The organism is Paenibacillus sp. 102 (genome assembly GCF_039549175.1).
Lineage (GTDB): Bacteria > Bacillota > Bacilli > Bacillales > Bacillaceae_G > Bacillus_A.
The window spans coordinates 69,914-90,541 of the sequence record NZ_JBCGHT010000006.1 but is presented as its reverse complement, the minus strand read 5'-3'; the positions used below and the strand labels follow the sequence as shown (position 1 = coordinate 90,541).

Here is a 20,628-nt window from a genome sequence, read left to right as displayed (position 1 = left end):
ACAATATGGTAAAAAATACGTTTATTACTATAATAGTTATTTTATGCCATATTACACTTGCTTATTAATATGAGCATTCCTATTTGTTTTCTTTGATTTATGGCTTGATAGTTTGTGAGTAACTAGTTTTCAAATTACATATGATGAAACTAGTGTATATTCCTAAAGGGGGAAATAACAGGATGGCAAAGAATAATTCTTACAAAAAATTAATCGCAGGTACAATGACAGCAGCAATGGTAGCAGGAGTTGTATCTCCGGTTGCAGCAGCAGGTAAATCGTTCCCAGACGTACCATCAAATCATTGGGCTGCTGAATCTATTGATTATTTAGTAGGTAAAGGCGCTGTTAATGGTTTACCAGATGGTACATTTGGTCCTACTCAAGATGTAGATCGTGCATCTGCGGCGAAAATTTTTGCTTTAGTATTAAACCTACCAATCGATGAAAATGCACAACCATCTTTTAAAGATGCAAAAAATCATTGGGCTTCAAAATATATCGCAGCTGCTGAAAAAGCAGGTATTATTCAAGGGGATGGAAAAGAAAACTTCTATCCAAATGGAAAAATTAACCGTGCTTCTATCGCGTCAATCCTTGTAAAAGCTTACGGTTTAAAAGATAAAACAAACGGTACATTAGTAACAAAATTCGATGACTTAAGAGGACATTGGGGAGAAGAATATGCAAATATTCTAGTTAACTTAGGTCTTTCTGATGGTACTGATAACGGATGGAAACCAAATAAATCCGTAACACGTGCAGAAGCTGCTAAATTTATTGCGCAAACTGACAGCAAATATGCAAAACCAGATAACAGCAAGGCAAACGTACAAAGCGTGACTGTTTCTGAACCTACAAAATTAACATTAACAGGTACTGGTTTAAATAACCTTTCCGCTAGCGATGTAACTCTTGAAGGAGACAAAGCGACTGGAATCGAAGCAAGTGCAGACGGTACATCTGCAGTTGTAACACTTGGCGGTAAAGTAGCGCCAAACAAAGATCTTACTGTAAAAGTAAAAGGTCAATCATTCAACGTAAAATTCGTATACGAAGTTACGAAATTAGCTGTAGAACAACTTACATTTGATGACGACCGCGCTGGTCAAGCAGTTGTCTTCAAATTAAATGATGAAAAAGGAAACGCTGACGTTGAGTACTTAAACTTAGCAGGTCATGACGTCAAATTTGTTGCAAATAATTTAGACGGTACACCAGCATACATCTTTGAAGGTGGAAACGCTACTTCAACTACTGGTAAACTTGGTGTGAATATCCAACAAGGTAGCTACAAAGTAGAAGTACAAGTTACGAAAAAAGGTGGCTTAACTGTTTCTAACACTGGCATCGTGAAAGTGAAAAACCTTGATGCACAAGCTACTGCAATTAAAGATGTAGTATTTGCAGTAGATGCTGATAAAAATGGTGTCGTATACGGTAATGGACTTACAGGAAAAGACTTTGCATTAAACAGCAAAACATTAGTTACTGGTGAGAAAGCATCACTTCAAAGCGTTGTTGCGACAATTGCTGGTGAAGACAAAGTGGTTGACCCACTTTCAGTTGAAGTGAAATCTTCAAACCCTGGAATTATCTCTGTTGTAAACAACTACATTACAGCAGAAGCAAGCGGTAAAGCAACACTTACAGTTAAAGTGGGCGATGTAACAAAAACATTCGACTTCACTGTAACAACTGATTCTCGTAAACTTGCAAGCGTAAAAGCAAATCCAGATAAATTACAAGTTGTTCAAGATAAAGCATTACCTGTAACATTTGTAACAACTGACCAATACGGCGATCCATTTGCTGCAAACTCTAATGTAATTAAAGAAGTTCTTCCAAAAACAGGTGTTGTTAGCAACCTAGATGTTGTAACAACTGATGAAGGTTCAATTGGTAAGAAAACGTTAGCTATTACAGGTAACAAAGTTGGCGAAGGTACAATTCACTTCCAAAACGGAAATGGTGACACATTAGGATCACTATACGTAAATGTTAAAGAAGGTAACGTTGGCTTCAAAAACTTCGAACTTGTTTCTAAATATGGTCAATTTGGTGAGTCTCCAAACACTAAACTTGATCTAAATGTTTCAAATACAGTTGAATATCAATTATCTAAGTATACTTCAGAACATGTATACTCTGATGCAGAAGATTTAGCTGCTGGCGGTTATGAAGTAGAATCTAAAAACCCTGCTGTAGCTGAAGCTAAGATTGTTGGTAAGAAAGTTGTCGTAACAGCGAAAAAACCAGGTAAAGTGGATATTCACTTAACTAAAAATGGTGCAACATCTGGAAAAGCAACAATCGAAGTTGTTCAAGAAACAATTGCTATCGATTCTGTTAGCTTCAAACCAGTAGAAGTAGAAAACTTCGTTAATAAGAAAATTAACATCAACACTGTATTAGATTTAACAGCAAGTGATGCTGATGATATTGTAAATGGCATTAACTTAACAAAAGAATCACTTCATAAAGTACGCGTTGTAAAAGCTGGAGCAGAACAAGGTAAAGTTTACCTTGATAGAAATGCGAATGCTAGATACGATCAAGGTGATGTAGCACTTGGTTATGTAACTGTTTCTGCATCAAGCGATTCTAAGTTCAATAACTTCAGCACAGATGTGTATAATGCTTTAACAACTCAATACACTGACAAAGGTACACTTGTCTTCAAAGTATTGAAAGATAAAAACCAACCAACAACTGAGTACGGTTCAAAAGCTGTAACAGTTAACGTTCTTAACAACCAAAAACAATAATTGCGTGATTGTTTTATAAAAAGAAGCCCCGTGTAAGTAGTTTACACGGGGCTTCTTCTGAGGTAAGAAGAACCCCTTTCTAATGTCTCGAAAGGGGTTCTTGCATTTCTACTTTTTAAATTTATACATTTCACCACTTAAGTTAGAGTCACTATATACAAATAACACCATATTAATATGATTGTCTTTTATATATTGATAGACGTCCTTTTCGTGATAGTGACGTAAATCAAGAATGGAAGTTCGTTTGAAATTTTGAGCAAGATGCGGTGCAAGCGCATTTGCGAAAGAATCTTTTAAAATGAGCGCATGAACATCATTAGGCGCATCCTTATTTTCAAAAACAATTTCTGGATAATCGCCTGTGTAATACCCTGAATACGTCGTTGTGTCTTTTTGTTTGTCTACACCGTATATTTCATCCAGTGTATGATAAGTTGTACCAGATTGATCTTTGGCAGTTGCACTTGTAAAGTGAAATCCATCTTTCGGTGTATAGTGGCATAGCTTTTCTCCAGTTGCATCAATAAGTTGATACAATTGATTGTTAAAGCTGCCAATGAGATGTTTGTATTTCGCACATGTCCGTGTATAATTCTCTATTTTCACTTCTTTTCCTTTATATATAGAAGATTCTCGGTTAATTGTATCCATAATATATTGATAACCTTGAAAGGCACCGTCCATATTCCAGTGATGATCTGTTTTAAAGTACATATTTTGTATTTCTTTTTGTGTATAGTTTTTCTCAAAGTATTCCATCATTTTAATTGGTTTTACGCTTGCTGGTAGTTTTTTTAGAAAGTAATCTAAATTTTCCTTCGCATATGTTTGGATATGAGAAGGTAGCTTAAATGATAATGCATTTGTTTTTGACGGTGGTAAAGCAAAGTAAAACTCAATGTTTCGTTCTTTTAGAAATCGCGACAGTTCTTCTACTGCAGGCATGGATTGATCAATTTCAGTATATTTTGGTGACCATGCAGGGTTTTTTAATAACCATTGATCATTTGTTAAGATAATATCGTTAATGAGCGACCTATTCATAGAAATTTGGGCAAGCGTGTATTCTTTAATGAGCTCATCTCTTCCGACTAATTGATCGTTTGTATATGTTTCGAAGTCTTTGAAAAAGCTCCCTGATTTAACGGCTTGCATTGTTAAATCAGGCTTTTGAGCAAGAGGACGATTTTCAACAGGTGAAACGTCCCGGTCTACTTTGAAATAAGATAATATACCAAACGAAAAAATAATGGTGAGAAAACCCAAGAATAGAAGTATATTCCCTGTTTTTTTCATAATGCTTTTCCTTTCTTATCGGTTAAAATCTGAAATAAATAAATGGATTATATGTTGAATTGACAAGGTACATAATTGAAATTATAAATAAGGTCAGTAACAATAATGGACGTACAAATTGAATGGTAACGACATGTACTTTCTGTGAAAGTTCTATCACGTGTTTGATCCAGTTTATAATTGGTGTTGCTGCTAAAAAGGCGATGATAAATATAGCGCCGTATTCATGTATATAAAGCATTGTATTTGCGTCTGTGAGTGGCTGATGCTGCAAGCCGAATAGTGCTTGTAAGTAGTTAAAAGAGTACGTAAAGTTATCGGCACGGAAAAAGACCCAGCCAATCATAACGATGACGAGTACATACATATGTTGCAGTGGCCACCATAATTTACGTAATACCTTTTCTAATCCTGCTTTTTCTAGTGAAATCAGCAGTCCATAGTATAACCCCCAGGCAATAAACGTCCAACTTGCTCCGTGCCATAAACCTGTGAGTCCCCAAACGATAAATAAATTTCGATAGTTAGCTAGTTTTGAGACGCGATTTCCACCGAGTGGAATATAGACATAATCGCGAAACCATGATCCAAGTGTAATATGCCATCTTCTCCAAAATTCAGAAACCGATTTTGCGATGTATGGATAATGGAAGTTACGCGGGAAATCAAATCCAAATATTTTTCCTAAGCCAATCGCCATATCGGAGTAGCCTGAGAAATCAAAATAAATTTGAAGTGTATAGGCAATAATTCCAATCCAAGCTGTGCTGACGCTTAGTTCGGAAGGAGGCATAGCGAAAATTTTATCTGCCACAAACCCAACTTGGTTCGCAATTAATATTTTTTTTGCAAGTCCAATAATGAAAATTTGAATCCCTTCTGCAAAACGTTCAAAAGAATGCACACGCTTTTTAATTTGTTCCGCAACGATATTATAGCGGACGATTGGTCCAGCAATAAGCTGCGGAAAAATCGAAATATAGAGCGCTAAGTTAAGCGGATTTTTTTGTACGTCTCCATCTTTACGATAAATATCAATAACATAAGACATTGCTTGGAATGTATAGAATGAAATTCCGATTGGTAACGGAATTGGTTCTACATGAAGCGATAGGTGCAATGTTTGGTTTAAAATGTCAATGAAAAACGTAATGTATTTAAAGTATGAAAGCAATAAAATATTACCGATAATGGCCATAATTAAAAACGTAACTTTCATATTTTTACGTGTATCATAGTGATGTACAAGTAAACCAAATACATAGTTCAATACGATGGAAAAGAGCATTAACAATACAAAGCGTGGTTCCCCCCATGCGTAGAAAATCAAACTAAATATTAGTAGTACAAAGTTACGTAACTTTGTTGGTACGATAAAATAGAAAAATAATACAATGGGTAAAAAGATAAATAGAAAAATTGAACTACTAAATACCAAATGTCTCTCCTCACTTTTTGTAAAAAATATATCGTAGCATTTATATTCTATAACAGGAAATATGCTCTCGTGAAATGCGACATATCTATTATATAGTCTTTTATAAGAATGTGCTTTCATAGATGAAAATATATTGCTATTTTAGAGAGAAAAATGAGGAAATATAAATAAAAGTGATATCCATAATTTGGATACCACTTTCTTACGTTCATTAGTCTGCTTTCAAATCAACAATGAGATAAGCGAATATGACAACAAAGAAAATACTAACAGCCGGTGCAGTTAATACATGTCCCGCTGTAAAGCCGATGCCGAGTGATAAGGCTAATGCGCTAGCAAGTAGCATATATTTTACCGTTAGAATCGATTTGAAATTTGTAATAACTCGCAACAGTAATCGAATTCCAAAGTAAAGAAATGGTAACAGATAGATTAGAAAACCGAGGATTCCAAAGGAGAAGAATAAGTCATGGAAGTCCATTTCAACTAGTTTAATTTTATCTTTATCTTTATAGTTTCCTGCATAGCCCATACCGAGTAATTTTTGCGACATTGGGGCTTCTTTATAAGATTTTTTATATACTTTTAAAAATCTATCACGGTCACTATAAATTAAACTGTTCATTTCTCCAGCTGTTAGTTTTCCTTCTGCTTCTCTTTTTGCATCTTCAGGATCTTCTTTAATGACTTTCCCTTGTTTTCTTGCTTCATCGTCTCTTACTGATTTCTTATATTCATACATCTGTAAGTGAATCCCCATATTTTTCGCAATCGGAGTAAGCGGTGTTACAACAACTAAACCTCCTAGTACAACGAGAGCAACAACTGTATTTACAAGTTTTGCGAAGCCTTTACCTTCTTTTTTGTGGTTCATCATATATTCAATAAAAGAGAAAAGAAGTGCAACGCCTAGTGTAATGACAATTGCCCCGTAACCAACCTTCGTTCCAACCATAATGCTCGCATACATCGCAAAAATTGTTGGAATCCAGTGGTATACCTTTGAAAATGAAGTTGTTTTATGTACAGAATAAAGTACAACTATCGGGAACGTAATTGCTAAAATGGAACTTAACTCATTTCCCGCAAAGAACCATCCTCTAGAACCGAGTTTTGAATGTGGATAGCTTTGGAAATCTGTTCCAGATACAATTGAGACGAACATAACAATACTTAAAATTAATGTTGTGTATAAGAAATAAGTCATTAATTTATGGTAAGAGTATTGTAAATCTTTTAAAGCTTTGAATGCGAGTATATATCCGAATAATAAACAGATTGGGTATATACTTTTTGCAATGAATTTAATTTCTTCTCCTATATAAAAAGGAGACTTAACTAACACATTGTTTATGAAACCAGCTGCTATCGTTATGCCTAATAAGAATATGTATATAACATATTTCTTATTACCAGGTTGTTTCCAATTGAAAAGTAGATATCCTAGAGCGAGAGTCATAAAGGCAAATCTTACTACAATTCCGACTGTCGCACTCATGTGTAATGTGTAAATAGAAAAAGATGTTAATAAATCTAAAATTGGTTGCAACACGATGAATAGTAACAGGAAATGTGGGAAGTAGTTATTCGTCTGGTTTAACTTGTTAACCATGGTTTCCTCCATTTCTTCATTTTTACATGATAAGGTTCATACATCAAAATAAGAATACACCATTTTATTATAACGGTAAACAAAAGCGGATATGCGACAAATATGTTTTAATTCAGTTGTTTTTTCACATTATAATGGTAAGATTTCTAAAATTCCGGCCTTATTAGACAGAAAATTACGAAAAAAGAAGGGTTTTCTACCTCTTTTCTTTAATTATATAAGTATAATCTTTAAGGAAGAAAGAGGGATATATAATGGAAGTAAAAAGTAAAGCAGAGTCTGTAGTTGTGAAATATGAAGGACGAGTAGCAACGATTATGATGAATCGCCCGGAAGTATTAAATGCATTAGATGAACCTACGCTCAAAGAACTATTAGCAAAATTGAAAGAAGTAGCTGAGAGTTCCGTTCATATTGTCGTATTATGCGGAAATGGACGCGGTTTTTCCGCGGGTGGGGATATTAAATCTATGCTTTCTAGTAATGATGAAAGCAAATTTGAAAGCATCATGAATACTATTTCTGAAATTGTTGTTACATTATATACAATGCCGAAGCTTGTAATTAGTGCCATTCATGGCCCAACTGCGGGACTTGGCTTAAGTATCGCTTTAACAGCTGATTATGTATTGGCAGACATTTCATCTATCATTGCAATGAACTTTATTGGAATCGCTTTAATACCAGACGGTGGGGGGCATTTCTTCTTACAAAAACGTCTCGGTGAAAATATGGCAAAACAAATCATTTGGGAAGGTAAAAAGTTACCTGCAACAGAAGCACTAGAACTTGGGTTAATTGACGAGGTCATCGGAGAAAACTTCCAAGGTGCTGTGAAACAAAAAATCAATGAATGGCTTCAAAAACCAATTCAAGCAATGCTTCAAACGAAACAAATTTTATGCGAAGTCAATCGTTCAAACCTAGAACAAACATTGCAACTAGAAAAGCGTGGGCAATATGCAATGAGAAAAACAGCTGATCATAGAGAGGGGATTGCTGCATTTTTAGAAAAGCGTCCGCCGGTGTTTAAGGGAGAATAAAAGGGAAGAAAGTGTTAACACATTTTAGTATAATTGTGTTAGCACTTTTTTATTAGGAGAAAAAGATGAAAAAAAGAGTCATTATGATTACACTTTTGTTTGCCATGTATATTACGTTACATAGCACCCCTAATTTAGCAATCCGAACGGCCATTTTTCTTTCGGGGCATCCTACTATTGCTTTACAGGGAGAAATTCAAAAGAGACCGAATCCATATCAAGAAGCGATACCAGAATCACTGCGAGTGATATATGGAGAGGAGCAGGAGGATTATGATGTATATTATTTTCCTAGTCCATATGAAAAGGAAAAAGAGCGAGACTGGGGAAGTGTTTACGTAAAGAAAGTATGGTTTATGTACAATGTAGAATTAGATAAATTGTAAAGAATGAGAGGAGCGACAGAGAGACTATGTCAACTTATAACAAGCTAGTTAGAGATTTTGTTCCAGAAAAGATTTTGATGTCTGGAAAAACATATACGTCGAAAAAATTAACAGGTCAAGCATACATAGAAGCATTAGCGAAAATTGGAACAGAAGAAATCCGTGAATTCGCCTCAATGAAGGAACGTGAACACGCATTAGATTCACTTGCGGATGCACTAGAAGTTATTATTTCACTAGCACGTGCAGAAGGTGCAACACTTGAAGATGTTGAACGCATTCGTAAGCAGAAGGAAGAAGAGCGCGGTGGGTTCCAAAGAGGGATGTATTTGATGGATGTTTCGGAGGAGTAGTTAACCATGAATTCTATAGAGAGATAAAATCTTTCTTTTTTGGGTTGGGAGAGAGGATACGCCGATGGTTAGAAGCGGTTAGTGCCTTTTTTCTGCCCCATGCTGTGTTTGAAACAAAGAGGAGGTCTCCTTTTGTTTTCATAGCCGCATATGCAGATGAACAGCTCCCTTTTTAGAAAGAAGGAGCTGTTTATTTTAATTTTTCCGGATTTTTGATTTTAATTGAAACAACTTCCCCACAATCTAAGCAAACGGTATAGATTTTCTGTGAACCAATGCCCATTTTTTTATGTAAAGGACGAAGATTGATATAATCTGTTGCTTGTACAAATGAATTTCCTCCGCAATTTTTGCAATTCATTTCTATTCCCCCTCCATTACTTATGATATTACAAAATTTGTAATTTTAAAACGAAATATACAAAAATCCCCAACGTTATGAGTAGTGGTTTCATGATAATTCCGGTATACTGAATATTAGAAAAATAAAGTGGGGGGAACTACATTGGCACATCATGCAAAAGAAACGATGGAATTAATTAAACAGCTTGTTTCCATTCCAAGCCCATCTGGAAATACAGGTAAGATCATTAACTTTATTGAAAACTACGTAAAAGAGTGGAATATCGAAACGAAGCGTAACAATAAAGGTGCGCTTATCTTAACGGTAAAAGGAAACAATGACGAGCAGCACCGTTTACTAACTGCTCACGTTGATACATTAGGCGCAATGGTAAAAGAAATTAAATCTGACGGTCGCCTTCACTTATCGATGATTGGCGGATTTCGCTGGAATTCTGTTGAAGGAGAATATTGCGAAATCGAAACAGCAAGCGGAAAAACATATACAGGTACAATTTTAATGCATCAAACATCTGTCCATGTATATAAAGATGCAGGCGAAGCAAAACGCGATGAAAAGAATATTGAAGTTCGCATTGATGAGCGTGTATCGTCAGCGGATGAAGTTCGTGAACTCGGAATCGAAGTAGGGGACTTCGTCTCATTCGACCCACGTGTCCAAATTACAGAGAGCGGCTACATAAAATCACGCCACCTAGACGACAAAGTAAGCGTGGCAATCCTACTAAAATTAATTAAAAGATTACAAGACGAAAATATCACATTGCCATACACAACCCATTTCTTAATCTCTAATAATGAAGAAATCGGTTATGGTGGTAACTCCAACATTCCGGAAGAAACTGTGGAATACTTAGCTGTTGACATGGGAGCGCTTGGAGACGGGCAAGCATCAGATGAATATACAGTATCTATCTGTGCGAAAGATTCTAGCGGTCCGTACCACTACGGTTTACGTAAACACTTAGTAGAACTTGCGAAAGAAAACAACATCGAATATAAAGTAGACATCTATCCATACTACGGATCAGATGCATCCGCAGCAATTCGCGCAGGCTTTGACGTGAAACACGCACTAATCGGAGCAGGAATTGATTCTTCTCATGCATTTGAGCGTACACATGAAAGTTCGATTGCGCATACAGAGGCATTGGTGTTTGCTTACGTGTTATCTGATTTAATAGAAGAATAGAAGAGAAATGATTTTCTGAAGGAGTGATTGGTAGTTGTATACCAATCACTTTTTTATCCCGCTATTTTTGGGCGTGATACTCTCACCTCGAAATTCAGCAAAAGAAAAGAAGATAGGTGAGTGTGGATAAAAGTTTCACTTTATTTGAATCATATGATATCATTTAACTTTATTAAAAGAGTATGTGAGCGATTGTAAGGAGTTAGGAATACTAGCTAATTCCTAGAGATAAAGCGTTTTTTACATAAGTAAAGAATCCTATGAAAAGGACTAATAAAAAGAGACAAACTTACCTCGGCTTATTCGTCCCTTTTTCATACATTGCATGTTTATTGCGCCACTGAGCGAATGATATGGATATAGTTCGAGAGGAAGAACAATTTAAAATGATAAAGGATGCGAACAGATTGAATAATCACAGCACAACACCGGCGTTTATATATACGTATGCATTCCGCGAGGATGAACGATCTTTATGTTATATGGAGATGCGCTCTCTTTTTGGAGTGGAGTCTCATGTTAACATTTTAAAAAGTAAGGTCAAAATTGAGCCGAGCCGAAGTCCGTTTATTAAAGAACGAATCGAAGTAATGTATGAAGGAGATGACCTGGCAAATATTTTAGAACAAGTAGACCAAATTGATTTGGCAGGAGCAACATTCAAAGTCATCTTTGTTAAAATCAACGATCTCAATGAGTCGAACAAGATAGAATACGGACAGCGACGTGTAATTGAGAGAGATATTGGTATGGTGATTGAAGGGGAAGCAGACGTGCATCATCCAGAGCGAGTATTTGGAATTGTTCCTCTTGGTGGTCGTTGGTATTTTGGGGAATATATTGAAAGTGAAGCTGTTTGGTATCATCACGTGAAAAAACCACGCAGCTATTCTACGTCACTTAGCACACGTGTTGCGCGAGCTGTTGCGAATATCGCTGTGCCAAATCCTGATGGAGTTAAAGCAATTGACCCGTGCTGTGGTATTGGAACAGTATTGGTAGAGGCACTGTCCATGGGAATTGACATCGTGGGCCGGGATATAAATCCTCTTGTTGTAATTGGATCTAGAGAGAATATTGCGCATTTTGGATTTGAAGGAGACGTAACGGTAGGGCCGATTGCGGATGTCACAACAAATTACGATGTAGCAATTATCGATATGCCGTACAATTTATTTACACATGCGACACCAGAAGATCAATTCTCAATTCTTACACATGCGCGTCGTTTTGCGAAAAAAGTAATTGTTGTAACCATTGAGACAATGGATCACATGATTAAAGAAGCTGGATTTGAAATTACAGACCGCTGTATAGCTAAAAAAGGGACATTTTCTAGAGAAATTCTTGTTTGTGAATAGAGGAAGTCTTTTGTAATGTATAAAGGAAAGTGATTGGTATATATGCCAATCACTTTTTTCTTTATAACCGTAATTCTCAAAAACCACTTAATATATATTCTTACATTAACCTCCTAATGAGAATGCTTTAACATCAATATCTCTTAATATATTACCGCAATTCCCCTGTAATAAATATTTAATATTTGTTATCAATATACGTATTTACTCTAGGATAGTAATGGCATAAACTAATTTAGTTGCTATTGAATAGTAGATTAGTAGAAGGGAAATGATCCCTTCACTTTTTTATTGTTTGATAGAAAGTATTTTTATGTTTAAAAGATTTGAGAGGAGAAAAGTTTTAATGAAATACGGAATAATCGCAGCAGGAATTCTAGCAGTAAATTTATTATCTTCCCCATTAAGTAGTGCAGCGGCAACTCAAACATTTCCGGACGTTCCAAACTGGGCCGAAAAATCCGTGAATTATTTAGTTGATAAAGGAGCGCTTCATGGAAAGCCTGACGGCACTTTTGCGCCAACTGAAACGATTGATCGCGGTTCAGCTGCAAAACTAATGGCGATGGTACTAGGATTAGAGATTAATCAAAGCGCAAAACCAACTTTCAAAGATTCACAAACTCACTGGGCAGCGCCATACATCGCAGCTGTAGAAAAAGCAGGTGTCATTCAAGGTGATAATAAAGGGAATTTTAATCCGTCCGGCAATATCGATCGTGCTTCTATGGCATCTATGCTTGTGAATGCTTATGGATTAGAAAACAAAATGATCGGAGAATTACCAACACAGTTTAACGATTTAAAAGGTCATTGGGGCGAAAAACTAGCTAATATTTTAGTTGGTTTGGGGATTTCTAACGGAACTGATAACGGCTGGAAACCTGATGGAATTGTAACGCGTGCCGAAGCGGCTCAATTTATCGCACAAACAGATATAGGAAAAGCAGATACATCGAAAAGAATGTACATGAATAGAAACTTTATTACATATCATCAGCCATCACTATCATCAGGTATCACGTCAAACCAACATGCTCCGCAAATCATTGTCGTAAAAGAACAACGTACAGATGGTTGGTTAAAAATCGCAACGGATAAAGGTGACAAATGGACGCCGTTAAAAGAAAAAACAGAGTATATTGATAAAGCATTTACTACATATCAAGAAGCATCACACTCATCTAAAGTATTAGGGAAATATGGGGCGCAAACTGTAACGATAATTGAAGAAAAAGGAAACTGGATTCGTATTCGTACAGGTGCGACTTTCCAATGGCTTGATAAAAATCAATTAAATCAAGCAAACTTCTTAGAAGGAAAATCGATTATTATTGATCCAGGGCATGGCGGCGTAGACCCAGGCCATGAAGGTGTAAACATGGATGAAAGTAAAATCGTATTAGATACATCGCTGCGCGTACAGAAACTATTTGAACAAAAAACACCATTCACTGTATTGCTAACACATGAAACTGACGTAAGACCAGGAACAGATTCAAAAGACTCTTTAAAAGAACGTGTTGAATTTGCACAGGAAAACAAAGGGGACATTTTCGTAAGTATTCATGGTAATGGCTATGATGGAAGTGTTCAAGGTACAGAAACATTCTATTATAGATCAACGACAAGCGAAACAAATCCACATGTAGACGAAAGCCGCATGTTAGCAGAAAAAATTCAAAATCGTCTTGTGAATACACTTGGAACACGTGACAGAGGCGTAAAAGAAGGCGACCTATATGTTGTGCGAGAAAACACAATGCCCGCTGTACTAACAGAACTCGGATTCGTTGACAACCAGATCGAGGGTGAAAAACTATCTTCTCCAGAATGGAGACAACGTGCTGCAGAAGCAATTTACTCCGGAATTTTAGATTACTATGAGTGGAAAGGTAATGATGTTTCGGCTTACCGTTTATAATAGATAGAAAGGCTCCCGTGGTGAGGAGCCTCTTTTTTGTGTGGCAGGGCGAGATGAAGTGTGGCGAACTTTGTCGAGCGATCGATATCCTATGTCGAATCGCTGATATCTTTGAAAGAACGATCGATATCGTCTTATCGATGAACCCTAATAGATTATTTTTCTTTAAGTTCTTCTTGCTTGGCTGCTAATAAGTTACGTAAAACATGGGCACGATAGTTTTCTAATTTTCTTCCTTCCAAATAACGGACGCCTAATTTTTTCAGTTCCGCTACGTACCATCCTTTTGTTCCAAAATACATGGAGATCACTTCCTTTTTTACTTTTAAACAGTATATGTTTTAGAATTTATAAATTTCGCTTTTCACACTATATGAATGAATTTTAAATAAATGTCGAATATTCAGTCTATTTGTATTATTATTAGCTTATTATCCGATGACAGCGATTAGCCTCTCTGCATACCCGGATACAATTTCGTTCAGTTTAATAGAAGATGATTGGCTTCTTTCCACTTGAACTTCCTTAGCAGGAAGACGAGCCATAGGGATAGAGACAGTAAAATCCAATGTAACTCTTTACATTGTTTTTCTGGCTCTTTTTATTTTTCCTATAAATAGGAAAAGAGGGAGTGTGGCGTGTGCTGAGCAGGTGGCTCATTTGTAGAAGAATTTAAAGAAAGCGTTATCAATAATAGTGATATTTCAACCTTATATATGCTCACTCGTAGGATTTATGAAAATAAATACGTATAGGTTGGTGATCTTTTGGCAAAAGAAAAACAAGAATTGCAAAAAGACTTAAAAACCAGACATATCACGATGATTTCAATTGGCGGGGTAATCGGGGGCGGATTATTTGTAGGAAGTGGGGCAATTATTCAATCAACAGGTCCAGCTGCCATTTTGTCCTATATTATTGGGGCTTTAATAGTTGTGCTTGTGATGCGGATGCTAGGGGAGATGGCTGCGGTAAATCCTGATAGTGGTTCTTTTTCGACATATGCACATAAAGCAATTGGGCCTTGGGCAGGGTACACAATCGGTTGGTTATATTGGTTCAATTGGCTTATCATTATCGCAATTGAAGCAGTGCTATTAGGGGTGATGATTAACAATTGGTTCCCGTCCATACCGACATGGATTGCGAGTTTGTTTATGATTCTCCTGATGACAATGACAAACGTTTATTCAGTGAAATTATACGGGGAGTTTGAATATTGGTTAGCGTTTATTAAAGTTGTAGCGATTCTTGCATTTTTAGTTTTAGGAACTGCAATGATTTTTGGATTTGTTCCTGGTGTAGATAGACCGAATCTTTCGATTCTCTCGGAAAACGGGGGCTTTTTTCCAAAAGGAATGATGCCAGTGCTACTTAGCGTTGTGTTTATTTCTTTCTCTTTATCGGGAAGTGAAGTAGCTGCGATTGCGGCTGGAGAATCTGAAAATCCAGAGAAGAATGTAATACGAGCAATTAACAGCGTTGTATGGCGCCTTATGATTTTCTTCGTAGGTTCTGTATCGATTTTGGTTATTTTTATGCCGTGGAACAATGCAGAATTATTGAAGTTGCCGTACGCAAGTTTATTCCAGATGGCCGGAATCCCTGCGGCTGCGGAAATCATGAATGGAGTTGTGTTTCTGTCGCTTCTTTCGGTTATGAATTCTGGAATATACACGAGCTCTCGTATGTTATTTTCGCTTGCGAAAAAGGGAGATGCCCCTCTTATATTCTCCAAGTTAAATAGTAGAGGGACACCAGTTTGGGCGATCTATGCAAGTATTGTATTTGGATTTATTTGCGCCATGCTAAAGTTCATATCTCCTGATAAATTATTTGCCTTTTTAGCGAATAGCTCAGGCGGGGTTACGATGCTGATGTATATGTTTGTTGCTATTTCACATATTCGGTTAAGAAGAAAAGCTGAAAGAGAAGACCCAGGGAAACTAAAGGTGAAAATGTGGTTGTTCCCATATCTCACATACGCAACGCTTGCGATGATTATTACGATATTTGTTGCACAAGCATTTATCGCGGATATGCGTATGCAATTTTATATGACGATTTTGGCGACTGCTATCGTAATCGCAATCTATTTCCTAAGAGATAGAAATAAACGAATACCAATAAAAGAAGAGTTTTCGATTATAAAAGATTCAAAGGTTAGCATAGAGAAGGAGTAAGAAAGGGGTATATTCCATGTTAAAAGAAAAGCAAAATATTGTAACGACAAAATCTAATAGTCTACATGAAAGAAGAAATAATGCGGTTCCCGGGGGTCCGTATAATATTACGCAGTTATATGTTCAATCGGCAAAAGGGGCAATTATCACGGATGTAGATGGCAATGAATTAATAGATTTTGCAGGCGGGATTGGTATGCAAAATGTTGGACATTGTCATCCGAAGGTCGTACAAGCAATTCAAGGCCAAGTGGAATCTTCTATTCATAGTTGTTTCCATGTGACGCCGTATGAAAGTTATATTGAGCTGGCTGAGAGAATGAACGAATTAACGCCAGGAGATTGTAAGAAAAAAACGATGTTCGCTAATAGTGGAGCAGAAGCGGTCGAAAATGCGATAAAAATCGCGAGAAAAGCGACTGGGCGCAGCGCGATTGTTTCATTTGAGCGTGCCTATCACGGGCGGACACTGATGACGATGTCTCTTACGAGTAAAGTAAAACCTTATAAGCATGGATTTGGTCCATTTGCGTCAGATGTTTACAAACTACCCTATCCATATTATTACCGCGCAGAAAACGGTTTGACGCAAGAAGAGGTAGATGCGCAAATTTTAGCGTATTTCGAACGCTTTATGTTAGAAGAAGTAGCAAGTGATAATATTGCTGCCATTATTTTGGAACCACTTCAAGGTGAAGGTGGATTTATTGTCCCGAGTGCTACGTTTATACAAGGCGTCAGAAATCTTTGTGATAAATATGGAATTGTCATGATTGCTGATGAAATTCAAACTGGATTTGCTCGTACAGGAAGCTTGTTTGCAATGGATCATTTTGGCGTGGCGCCTGATTTAATGACGTTTTCGAAATCGATTGCTGCTGGGATGCCACTTAGCGCAGTAACAGGAAGAGCGGAATTGATGGATGCCCCTGGACCAGGACAACTTGGTGGCACTTTCTCAGGAAGTCCAGTTGCTTGCGCAGCTGCACTCGCTGTTTTAGATGTAATTGAAGAAGAGCAGTTAGTAGAACGCGCTAGAGTAATCGGCAGTCGTATGATGGAAGTGTTCAATAGTTGGAAGGAGAAATATGAGTGTATTGGAGATATCAGAGGCCTTGGAGCGATGACGGCGATTGAACTTGTCAAAGATCGCAATACGAAAGAACCAGCAACAGAAGAAGTAAAAGTGATTATGCAAGAAACACATAACAAAGGTGTAATCACAATAAGCGCTGGTATTTATGGGAATGTCCTCCGTTTCTTACCGCCGCTTGTTATAACGGATGAGCAGCTTGAAGAAGGACTTGCGATTCTTGAAAGTGCGATTGCGAATCTATCAAAATAAGAAACAATGATGGAGGTAGAGGAATGAAGTTTTTAAATTATATAAATGGCCAGTGGAAAGAGCCATCTACCGATCAATATTCAAAAAACTACAATCCGCATAATGGAGAAGTATTAGGGGAATTTCCATTAAGCTCAAAGGAAGATACTGGGTCTGCGATTGCATCAGCGAAAGAAGCGTTTCAAAGTTGGCAACGGTTATCGTTTCATGAGCGCGCTATTTACTTATGGAAAGCAGCCCAAATTTTAAAAGAACGAGTGACAGAAGTCGGTCAAGATTTAACAAGTGAAGAAGGAAAGACACTTGCGGAAGGAATCGGCGAGACGAAGCGAGCAATCAGCATTTTGGAATATTATGCAGGAGAAGCAAATCAGCCGATTGGAGAAATGATCCCTTCTGCAAATCCGAAAACGATGCTCTACAGTAAACGTGTAGCAGTTGGACCAGTCGGACTCATTACGCCGTGGAATTTCCCAATTGCGATTCCAACTTGGAAAATGGCGCCGGCACTGATTTATGGGAATACGGTTGTCATTAAACCTGCTGAAATTACGCCAAAATCAGTGTATCATCTTGTAAATGCTTTTCACGAGGCAGGAATTCCTGCTGGCGTGATCAATTGTGTATTTGGGAAAGGTTCAGTTGTTGGGACCGAATTAACAGAAAACCTTGATATAAAGGCGATCTCTTTTACAGGTTCGAATGGCGTTGGAAAAACGATTCAGCAAGCAGCGATTGCAAGTGGAAAAAAAGTGCAGTTAGAAATGGGAGGGAAAAATCCATTAGTCGTATTAAAGGATGCCGATATCAAGAAGGCAGTCGACATTACGATCAGAGGTGCATTTATGTCAACAGGACAAAAATGCACAGCGACAAGCAGAGTCATTATTGAAGAGGACATTTATGAAGAATTTCGAAATGAGCTCCTGTTACGTACCGAGGCTCTAAAAGTTGGAAATCCATTGAAACAAGATACATTTATGGGGCCATGTGTATCTGAAAATCAACAGCAATCTGTTTTATCAATGATTGAAGTAGGAAAGAAAGAAGCTTCTTTACTTTGCGGAGGCAGCGCGTCAGAAGATGATGAGTTAAAACGAGGATATTATGTCCTGCCGACTATTTTTGAAGACGTACCGCAAGATGCACGAATTGCGAAAGAAGAAATTTTTGGCCCTGTTATCTGTTTGTTTAAGGTGAACAGTTATCAAGAAGCGATTCATGTAGCAAGTGATACAGAATATGGACTGAGCGCATCTGTTTGTACAAATAATCTTAGCCTAGCCCAGCAGTTTATTGACGATATGGAAGTTGGGATGGTCCATGTCAATTCAGAAACGGCAGGAGCAGAGCCGCAAGTTCCGTTTGGAGGAATGAAAAATTCTAGTGCGGGACCGCGTGAACAAGGAAAAACAGCTGCAGAGTTTTATACAAGAGTAAAAACAGTATATATCGATCAAGTATAAGTTATAAAATGGGGGATGAACATGCGTAAAGGAACTTTTTTCATGGCAGGACACTCAAGACTTCCGAAAGGGATGGCTGTGCGCAGTGTCTATGAAACATTAACAATTACAATAGAGGCAGATCACAAATATCATGTTATTATTGAGGCGTCATGTACCCTTGCTACTGAACATGGGAGGGACTTTATTGCTCAAATGTTAAGAGGACATAGTTTACGAGATGGCATTGAAGAGATCACGCAAGAAATCTCGTATCACTACCAAGGAAAAGCACAAAATGCGATTATTAGCGCGGTAAAAGATTTATATCGCCAATATACAAGCTATGTAAACGGCGAAAAACCGCAAGAAGAATATGAAGAAACAAATCTATAACAAACTGCCCAGTTTATCGTACTTTATTTCCTAAAGTACATTCATAAACGAGAGCCAGTTATATTTCAGCTTATTTGGTGAGCGGAATATAACTGGCTTTTTATTTTTAAATTAATGAGGAGGCTAAAAAAATGTCAAAATTAAATCAAGGTGGAAAACAAAAAAGAAGATGTACGGAAAATGATGTGGTGAAAACCTGTAAGATGTGTAAAGCGTGTACAGCGGTAAAGGAACTACAACATGAGAAGAAATTAAAATTGACGAAATAAACTTATTGACAGTGCGAATATTTTGAATTATAATTTAATTGTAAAGTGATAAGATCCATATGAGAAATTAGCCTTCTCTATATCCGATCTTCATTTTCTGTCTGCCCATATTAAAATAACAAACTGTCTATTATTACTGTACTTTAAGAGATTAAAGAACACTCGTAATTTAAAGCCAGTTGTACGTTTTCTACGATTTGTATAGTAGATGCGTATGACTGGCTTTTTTGTTTACTTAAACTAAAGGAGGAAATAACATGTCAGTGATTACGAAGCAAGAAGTGAAGATGAAGTTCGCAAAGAAATATGAGGGGTATGAAATTGTTCCTCATCCAGAACATAAACGTTTGTATCATATTGTGTTAGACGGGGAGTTGCTTCAGCAATTTTTCCAAGAGGTAAAAGACCATTCTGAGCAATCACTGCAATATATTCCGTATTCCCGCTTTATTATCGCAGATCAAATGAAAAAACGATTTGGTGATTCGTTTATGGAAAATATTCGCGGTATTATTCATGACCGTGAAACAGGTGGATTTACAATTGGGGTACAAGGCGAAACGACAGATGCAGGAGATTATGTGAAATTCGCAACGGCATTAACACATTTAATTGGGACGTCTAACTTTGATGCGATGACAGGAACATATTACGCAAGATTTAATGTGAAAGATACAGACGGCAGTGATTCTTATCTTCGCCAAGCGTATCGATTATTCACGCTCCATACAGATGGAACATTTGTTGACGAACCGACAGATTGGCTTCTGATGATGAAAATTGAAGAAAAGAATGCAGTAGGGGGCGAATCAAGATTACTTCATTTAGATGATTGGGAAGAGCTTGATAAGTTCCGCAACCATCCACTTGCATCGGTAAAGGTTACGTACAAAGCACCGCCAAGTAAAAATGCGCAGGAAATTGTATATCGTGAAACATTTTTTGATGTGAACAATGCACCGTGTATTTGCTTTATTGATCAATTTGCTTATCCTGATAATATTGAACAAGCAACATACTTGAAGGAATTATCACACTCTGTGGAGAACTCTCCAGCAACGCACGCATTAAAATTACCAGTTGGAGATTTAGTTCTTTTAAATAATCTATTTTGGATGCACGGACGCGCGGCTTTTGAGAAAAATAAAGATTTATATCGCGAGCTTATGCGTCAGCGCGGTTGCTTTTCTAAATAATAGATTTGGCGGGTCTTTTCACAAGGCCTGCCTTTCCTAGTATAGGGGATACAGA

General features: G+C 37.1%; 19 protein-coding genes. 13 read left to right on the top strand and 6 right to left on the bottom strand.

What is annotated here, in order from left to right:
• Positions 1-182: 182 nt before the first annotated feature.
• Positions 183-2,768, top strand: a complete 2,586-nt coding sequence (locus AAIE21_RS15755; protein WP_343267635.1) for an S-layer homology domain-containing protein — start codon at positions 183-185, stop codon at positions 2,766-2,768.
• Positions 2,769-2,876: 108 nt separating this feature from the next.
• Here the strand turns inward: AAIE21_RS15755 and patB1 are convergent, their stop codons facing one another.
• The 3 genes from patB1 to AAIE21_RS15740 all read right to left on the bottom strand — a co-directional run bounded on the left by patB1 (position 2,877) and on the right by AAIE21_RS15740 (position 7,117).
• The gene (gene patB1, locus AAIE21_RS15750) at positions 2,877-4,067 is read right to left on the bottom strand and encodes a secondary cell wall polysaccharide O-acetyltransferase PatB1 (RefSeq protein ID WP_343267634.1); all 1,191 of its coding nucleotides are present in this window, start codon (positions 4,065-4,067) and stop codon (positions 2,877-2,879) included.
• Positions 4,068-4,089: 22 nt separating this feature from the next.
• Positions 4,090-5,505, bottom strand: coding sequence for an MBOAT family O-acyltransferase (locus AAIE21_RS15745; RefSeq protein ID WP_343267633.1), 1,416 nt, complete (start codon positions 5,503-5,505; stop codon positions 4,090-4,092).
• A gap of 211 nt (positions 5,506-5,716) precedes the next feature.
• Positions 5,717-7,117: an O-antigen ligase family protein gene (locus AAIE21_RS15740; protein ID WP_343267632.1), complete on the bottom strand. Its 1,401-nt coding sequence runs from the start codon at positions 7,115-7,117 to the stop codon at positions 5,717-5,719.
• Between the two features lie 254 nt (positions 7,118-7,371).
• On the opposite strand from AAIE21_RS15740, the gene AAIE21_RS15735 reads away from it, so the two are divergent.
• The 3 genes from AAIE21_RS15735 to AAIE21_RS15725 all read left to right on the top strand — a co-directional run bounded on the left by AAIE21_RS15735 (position 7,372) and on the right by AAIE21_RS15725 (position 8,899).
• Positions 7,372-8,160 carry an enoyl-CoA hydratase gene (locus AAIE21_RS15735; protein ID WP_343267631.1) on the top strand — a complete coding sequence of 263 codons (789 nt, stop codon included), beginning with the start codon at positions 7,372-7,374 and terminating at the stop codon, positions 8,158-8,160.
• Positions 8,161-8,225: 65 nt separating this feature from the next.
• The gene (locus tag AAIE21_RS15730; protein WP_343267630.1) at positions 8,226-8,546 is read left to right on the top strand and encodes a hypothetical protein; all 321 of its coding nucleotides are present in this window, start codon (positions 8,226-8,228) and stop codon (positions 8,544-8,546) included.
• 26 nt (positions 8,547-8,572) lie between these two features.
• Positions 8,573-8,899 (top strand): nucleoside triphosphate pyrophosphohydrolase, encoded by a 327-nt coding sequence (locus tag AAIE21_RS15725; RefSeq protein WP_343267629.1) that lies wholly within the window; start codon positions 8,573-8,575, stop codon positions 8,897-8,899.
• A 190-nt stretch (positions 8,900-9,089) separates the two neighbouring features.
• Here AAIE21_RS15725 and AAIE21_RS15720 read toward each other — a convergent pair whose 3' ends face one another.
• Entirely contained in the window at positions 9,090-9,260 is a 171-nt protein-coding gene (locus tag AAIE21_RS15720) for a hypothetical protein (protein WP_343267628.1), read from the bottom strand.
• 144 nt (positions 9,261-9,404) lie between these two features.
• Between AAIE21_RS15720 and AAIE21_RS15715 the strand changes: the two genes are divergently transcribed.
• The 3 genes from AAIE21_RS15715 to AAIE21_RS15705 all read left to right on the top strand — a co-directional run bounded on the left by AAIE21_RS15715 (position 9,405) and on the right by AAIE21_RS15705 (position 13,739).
• Complete coding sequence (locus AAIE21_RS15715) at positions 9,405-10,454, top strand: M42 family metallopeptidase (RefSeq protein ID WP_343267627.1); 1,050 nt, start codon at positions 9,405-9,407, stop codon at positions 10,452-10,454.
• A 407-nt stretch (positions 10,455-10,861) separates the two neighbouring features.
• Entirely contained in the window at positions 10,862-11,815 is a 954-nt protein-coding gene (locus AAIE21_RS15710) for a TRM11 family SAM-dependent methyltransferase (RefSeq protein WP_343267762.1), read from the top strand.
• A gap of 346 nt (positions 11,816-12,161) precedes the next feature.
• Positions 12,162-13,739, top strand: coding sequence for an N-acetylmuramoyl-L-alanine amidase (locus tag AAIE21_RS15705; RefSeq protein ID WP_343267626.1), 1,578 nt, complete (start codon positions 12,162-12,164; stop codon positions 13,737-13,739).
• Between the two features lie 155 nt (positions 13,740-13,894).
• Here the strand turns inward: AAIE21_RS15705 and AAIE21_RS15700 are convergent, their stop codons facing one another.
• Together AAIE21_RS15700 and AAIE21_RS15695 are read right to left on the bottom strand one after the other, a co-directional pair.
• Positions 13,895-14,041, bottom strand: coding sequence for a YflJ family protein (locus tag AAIE21_RS15700; protein ID WP_343267625.1), 147 nt, complete (start codon positions 14,039-14,041; stop codon positions 13,895-13,897).
• A gap of 129 nt (positions 14,042-14,170) precedes the next feature.
• Positions 14,171-14,308, bottom strand: a complete 138-nt coding sequence (locus tag AAIE21_RS15695) for a hypothetical protein (protein WP_343267624.1) — start codon at positions 14,306-14,308, stop codon at positions 14,171-14,173.
• 198 nt (positions 14,309-14,506) lie between these two features.
• On the opposite strand from AAIE21_RS15695, the gene AAIE21_RS15690 reads away from it, so the two are divergent.
• The 6 genes from AAIE21_RS15690 to glaH all read left to right on the top strand — a co-directional run bounded on the left by AAIE21_RS15690 (position 14,507) and on the right by glaH (position 20,573).
• The gene (locus AAIE21_RS15690) at positions 14,507-15,922 is read left to right on the top strand and encodes an amino acid permease (RefSeq protein WP_481858686.1); all 1,416 of its coding nucleotides are present in this window, start codon (positions 14,507-14,509) and stop codon (positions 15,920-15,922) included.
• 16 nt (positions 15,923-15,938) lie between these two features.
• Entirely contained in the window at positions 15,939-17,267 is a 1,329-nt protein-coding gene (gene gabT, locus AAIE21_RS15685; RefSeq protein WP_343267623.1) for a 4-aminobutyrate--2-oxoglutarate transaminase, read from the top strand.
• Positions 17,268-17,290: 23 nt separating this feature from the next.
• Complete coding sequence (locus tag AAIE21_RS15680) at positions 17,291-18,733, top strand: aldehyde dehydrogenase family protein (RefSeq protein ID WP_343267622.1); 1,443 nt, start codon at positions 17,291-17,293, stop codon at positions 18,731-18,733.
• A gap of 21 nt (positions 18,734-18,754) precedes the next feature.
• On the top strand, positions 18,755-19,108 hold the full coding sequence (locus tag AAIE21_RS15675; protein ID WP_003206024.1) for a DUF3870 domain-containing protein: 354 nt from the start codon (positions 18,755-18,757) through the stop codon (positions 19,106-19,108).
• 131 nt (positions 19,109-19,239) lie between these two features.
• On the top strand, positions 19,240-19,377 hold the full coding sequence (locus AAIE21_RS15670; RefSeq protein WP_343267621.1) for a hypothetical protein: 138 nt from the start codon (positions 19,240-19,242) through the stop codon (positions 19,375-19,377).
• 257 nt (positions 19,378-19,634) lie between these two features.
• Entirely contained in the window at positions 19,635-20,573 is a 939-nt protein-coding gene (glaH, locus tag AAIE21_RS15665; RefSeq protein WP_343267620.1) for a glutarate dioxygenase GlaH, read from the top strand.
• Positions 20,574-20,628: the final 55 nt, after the last annotated feature.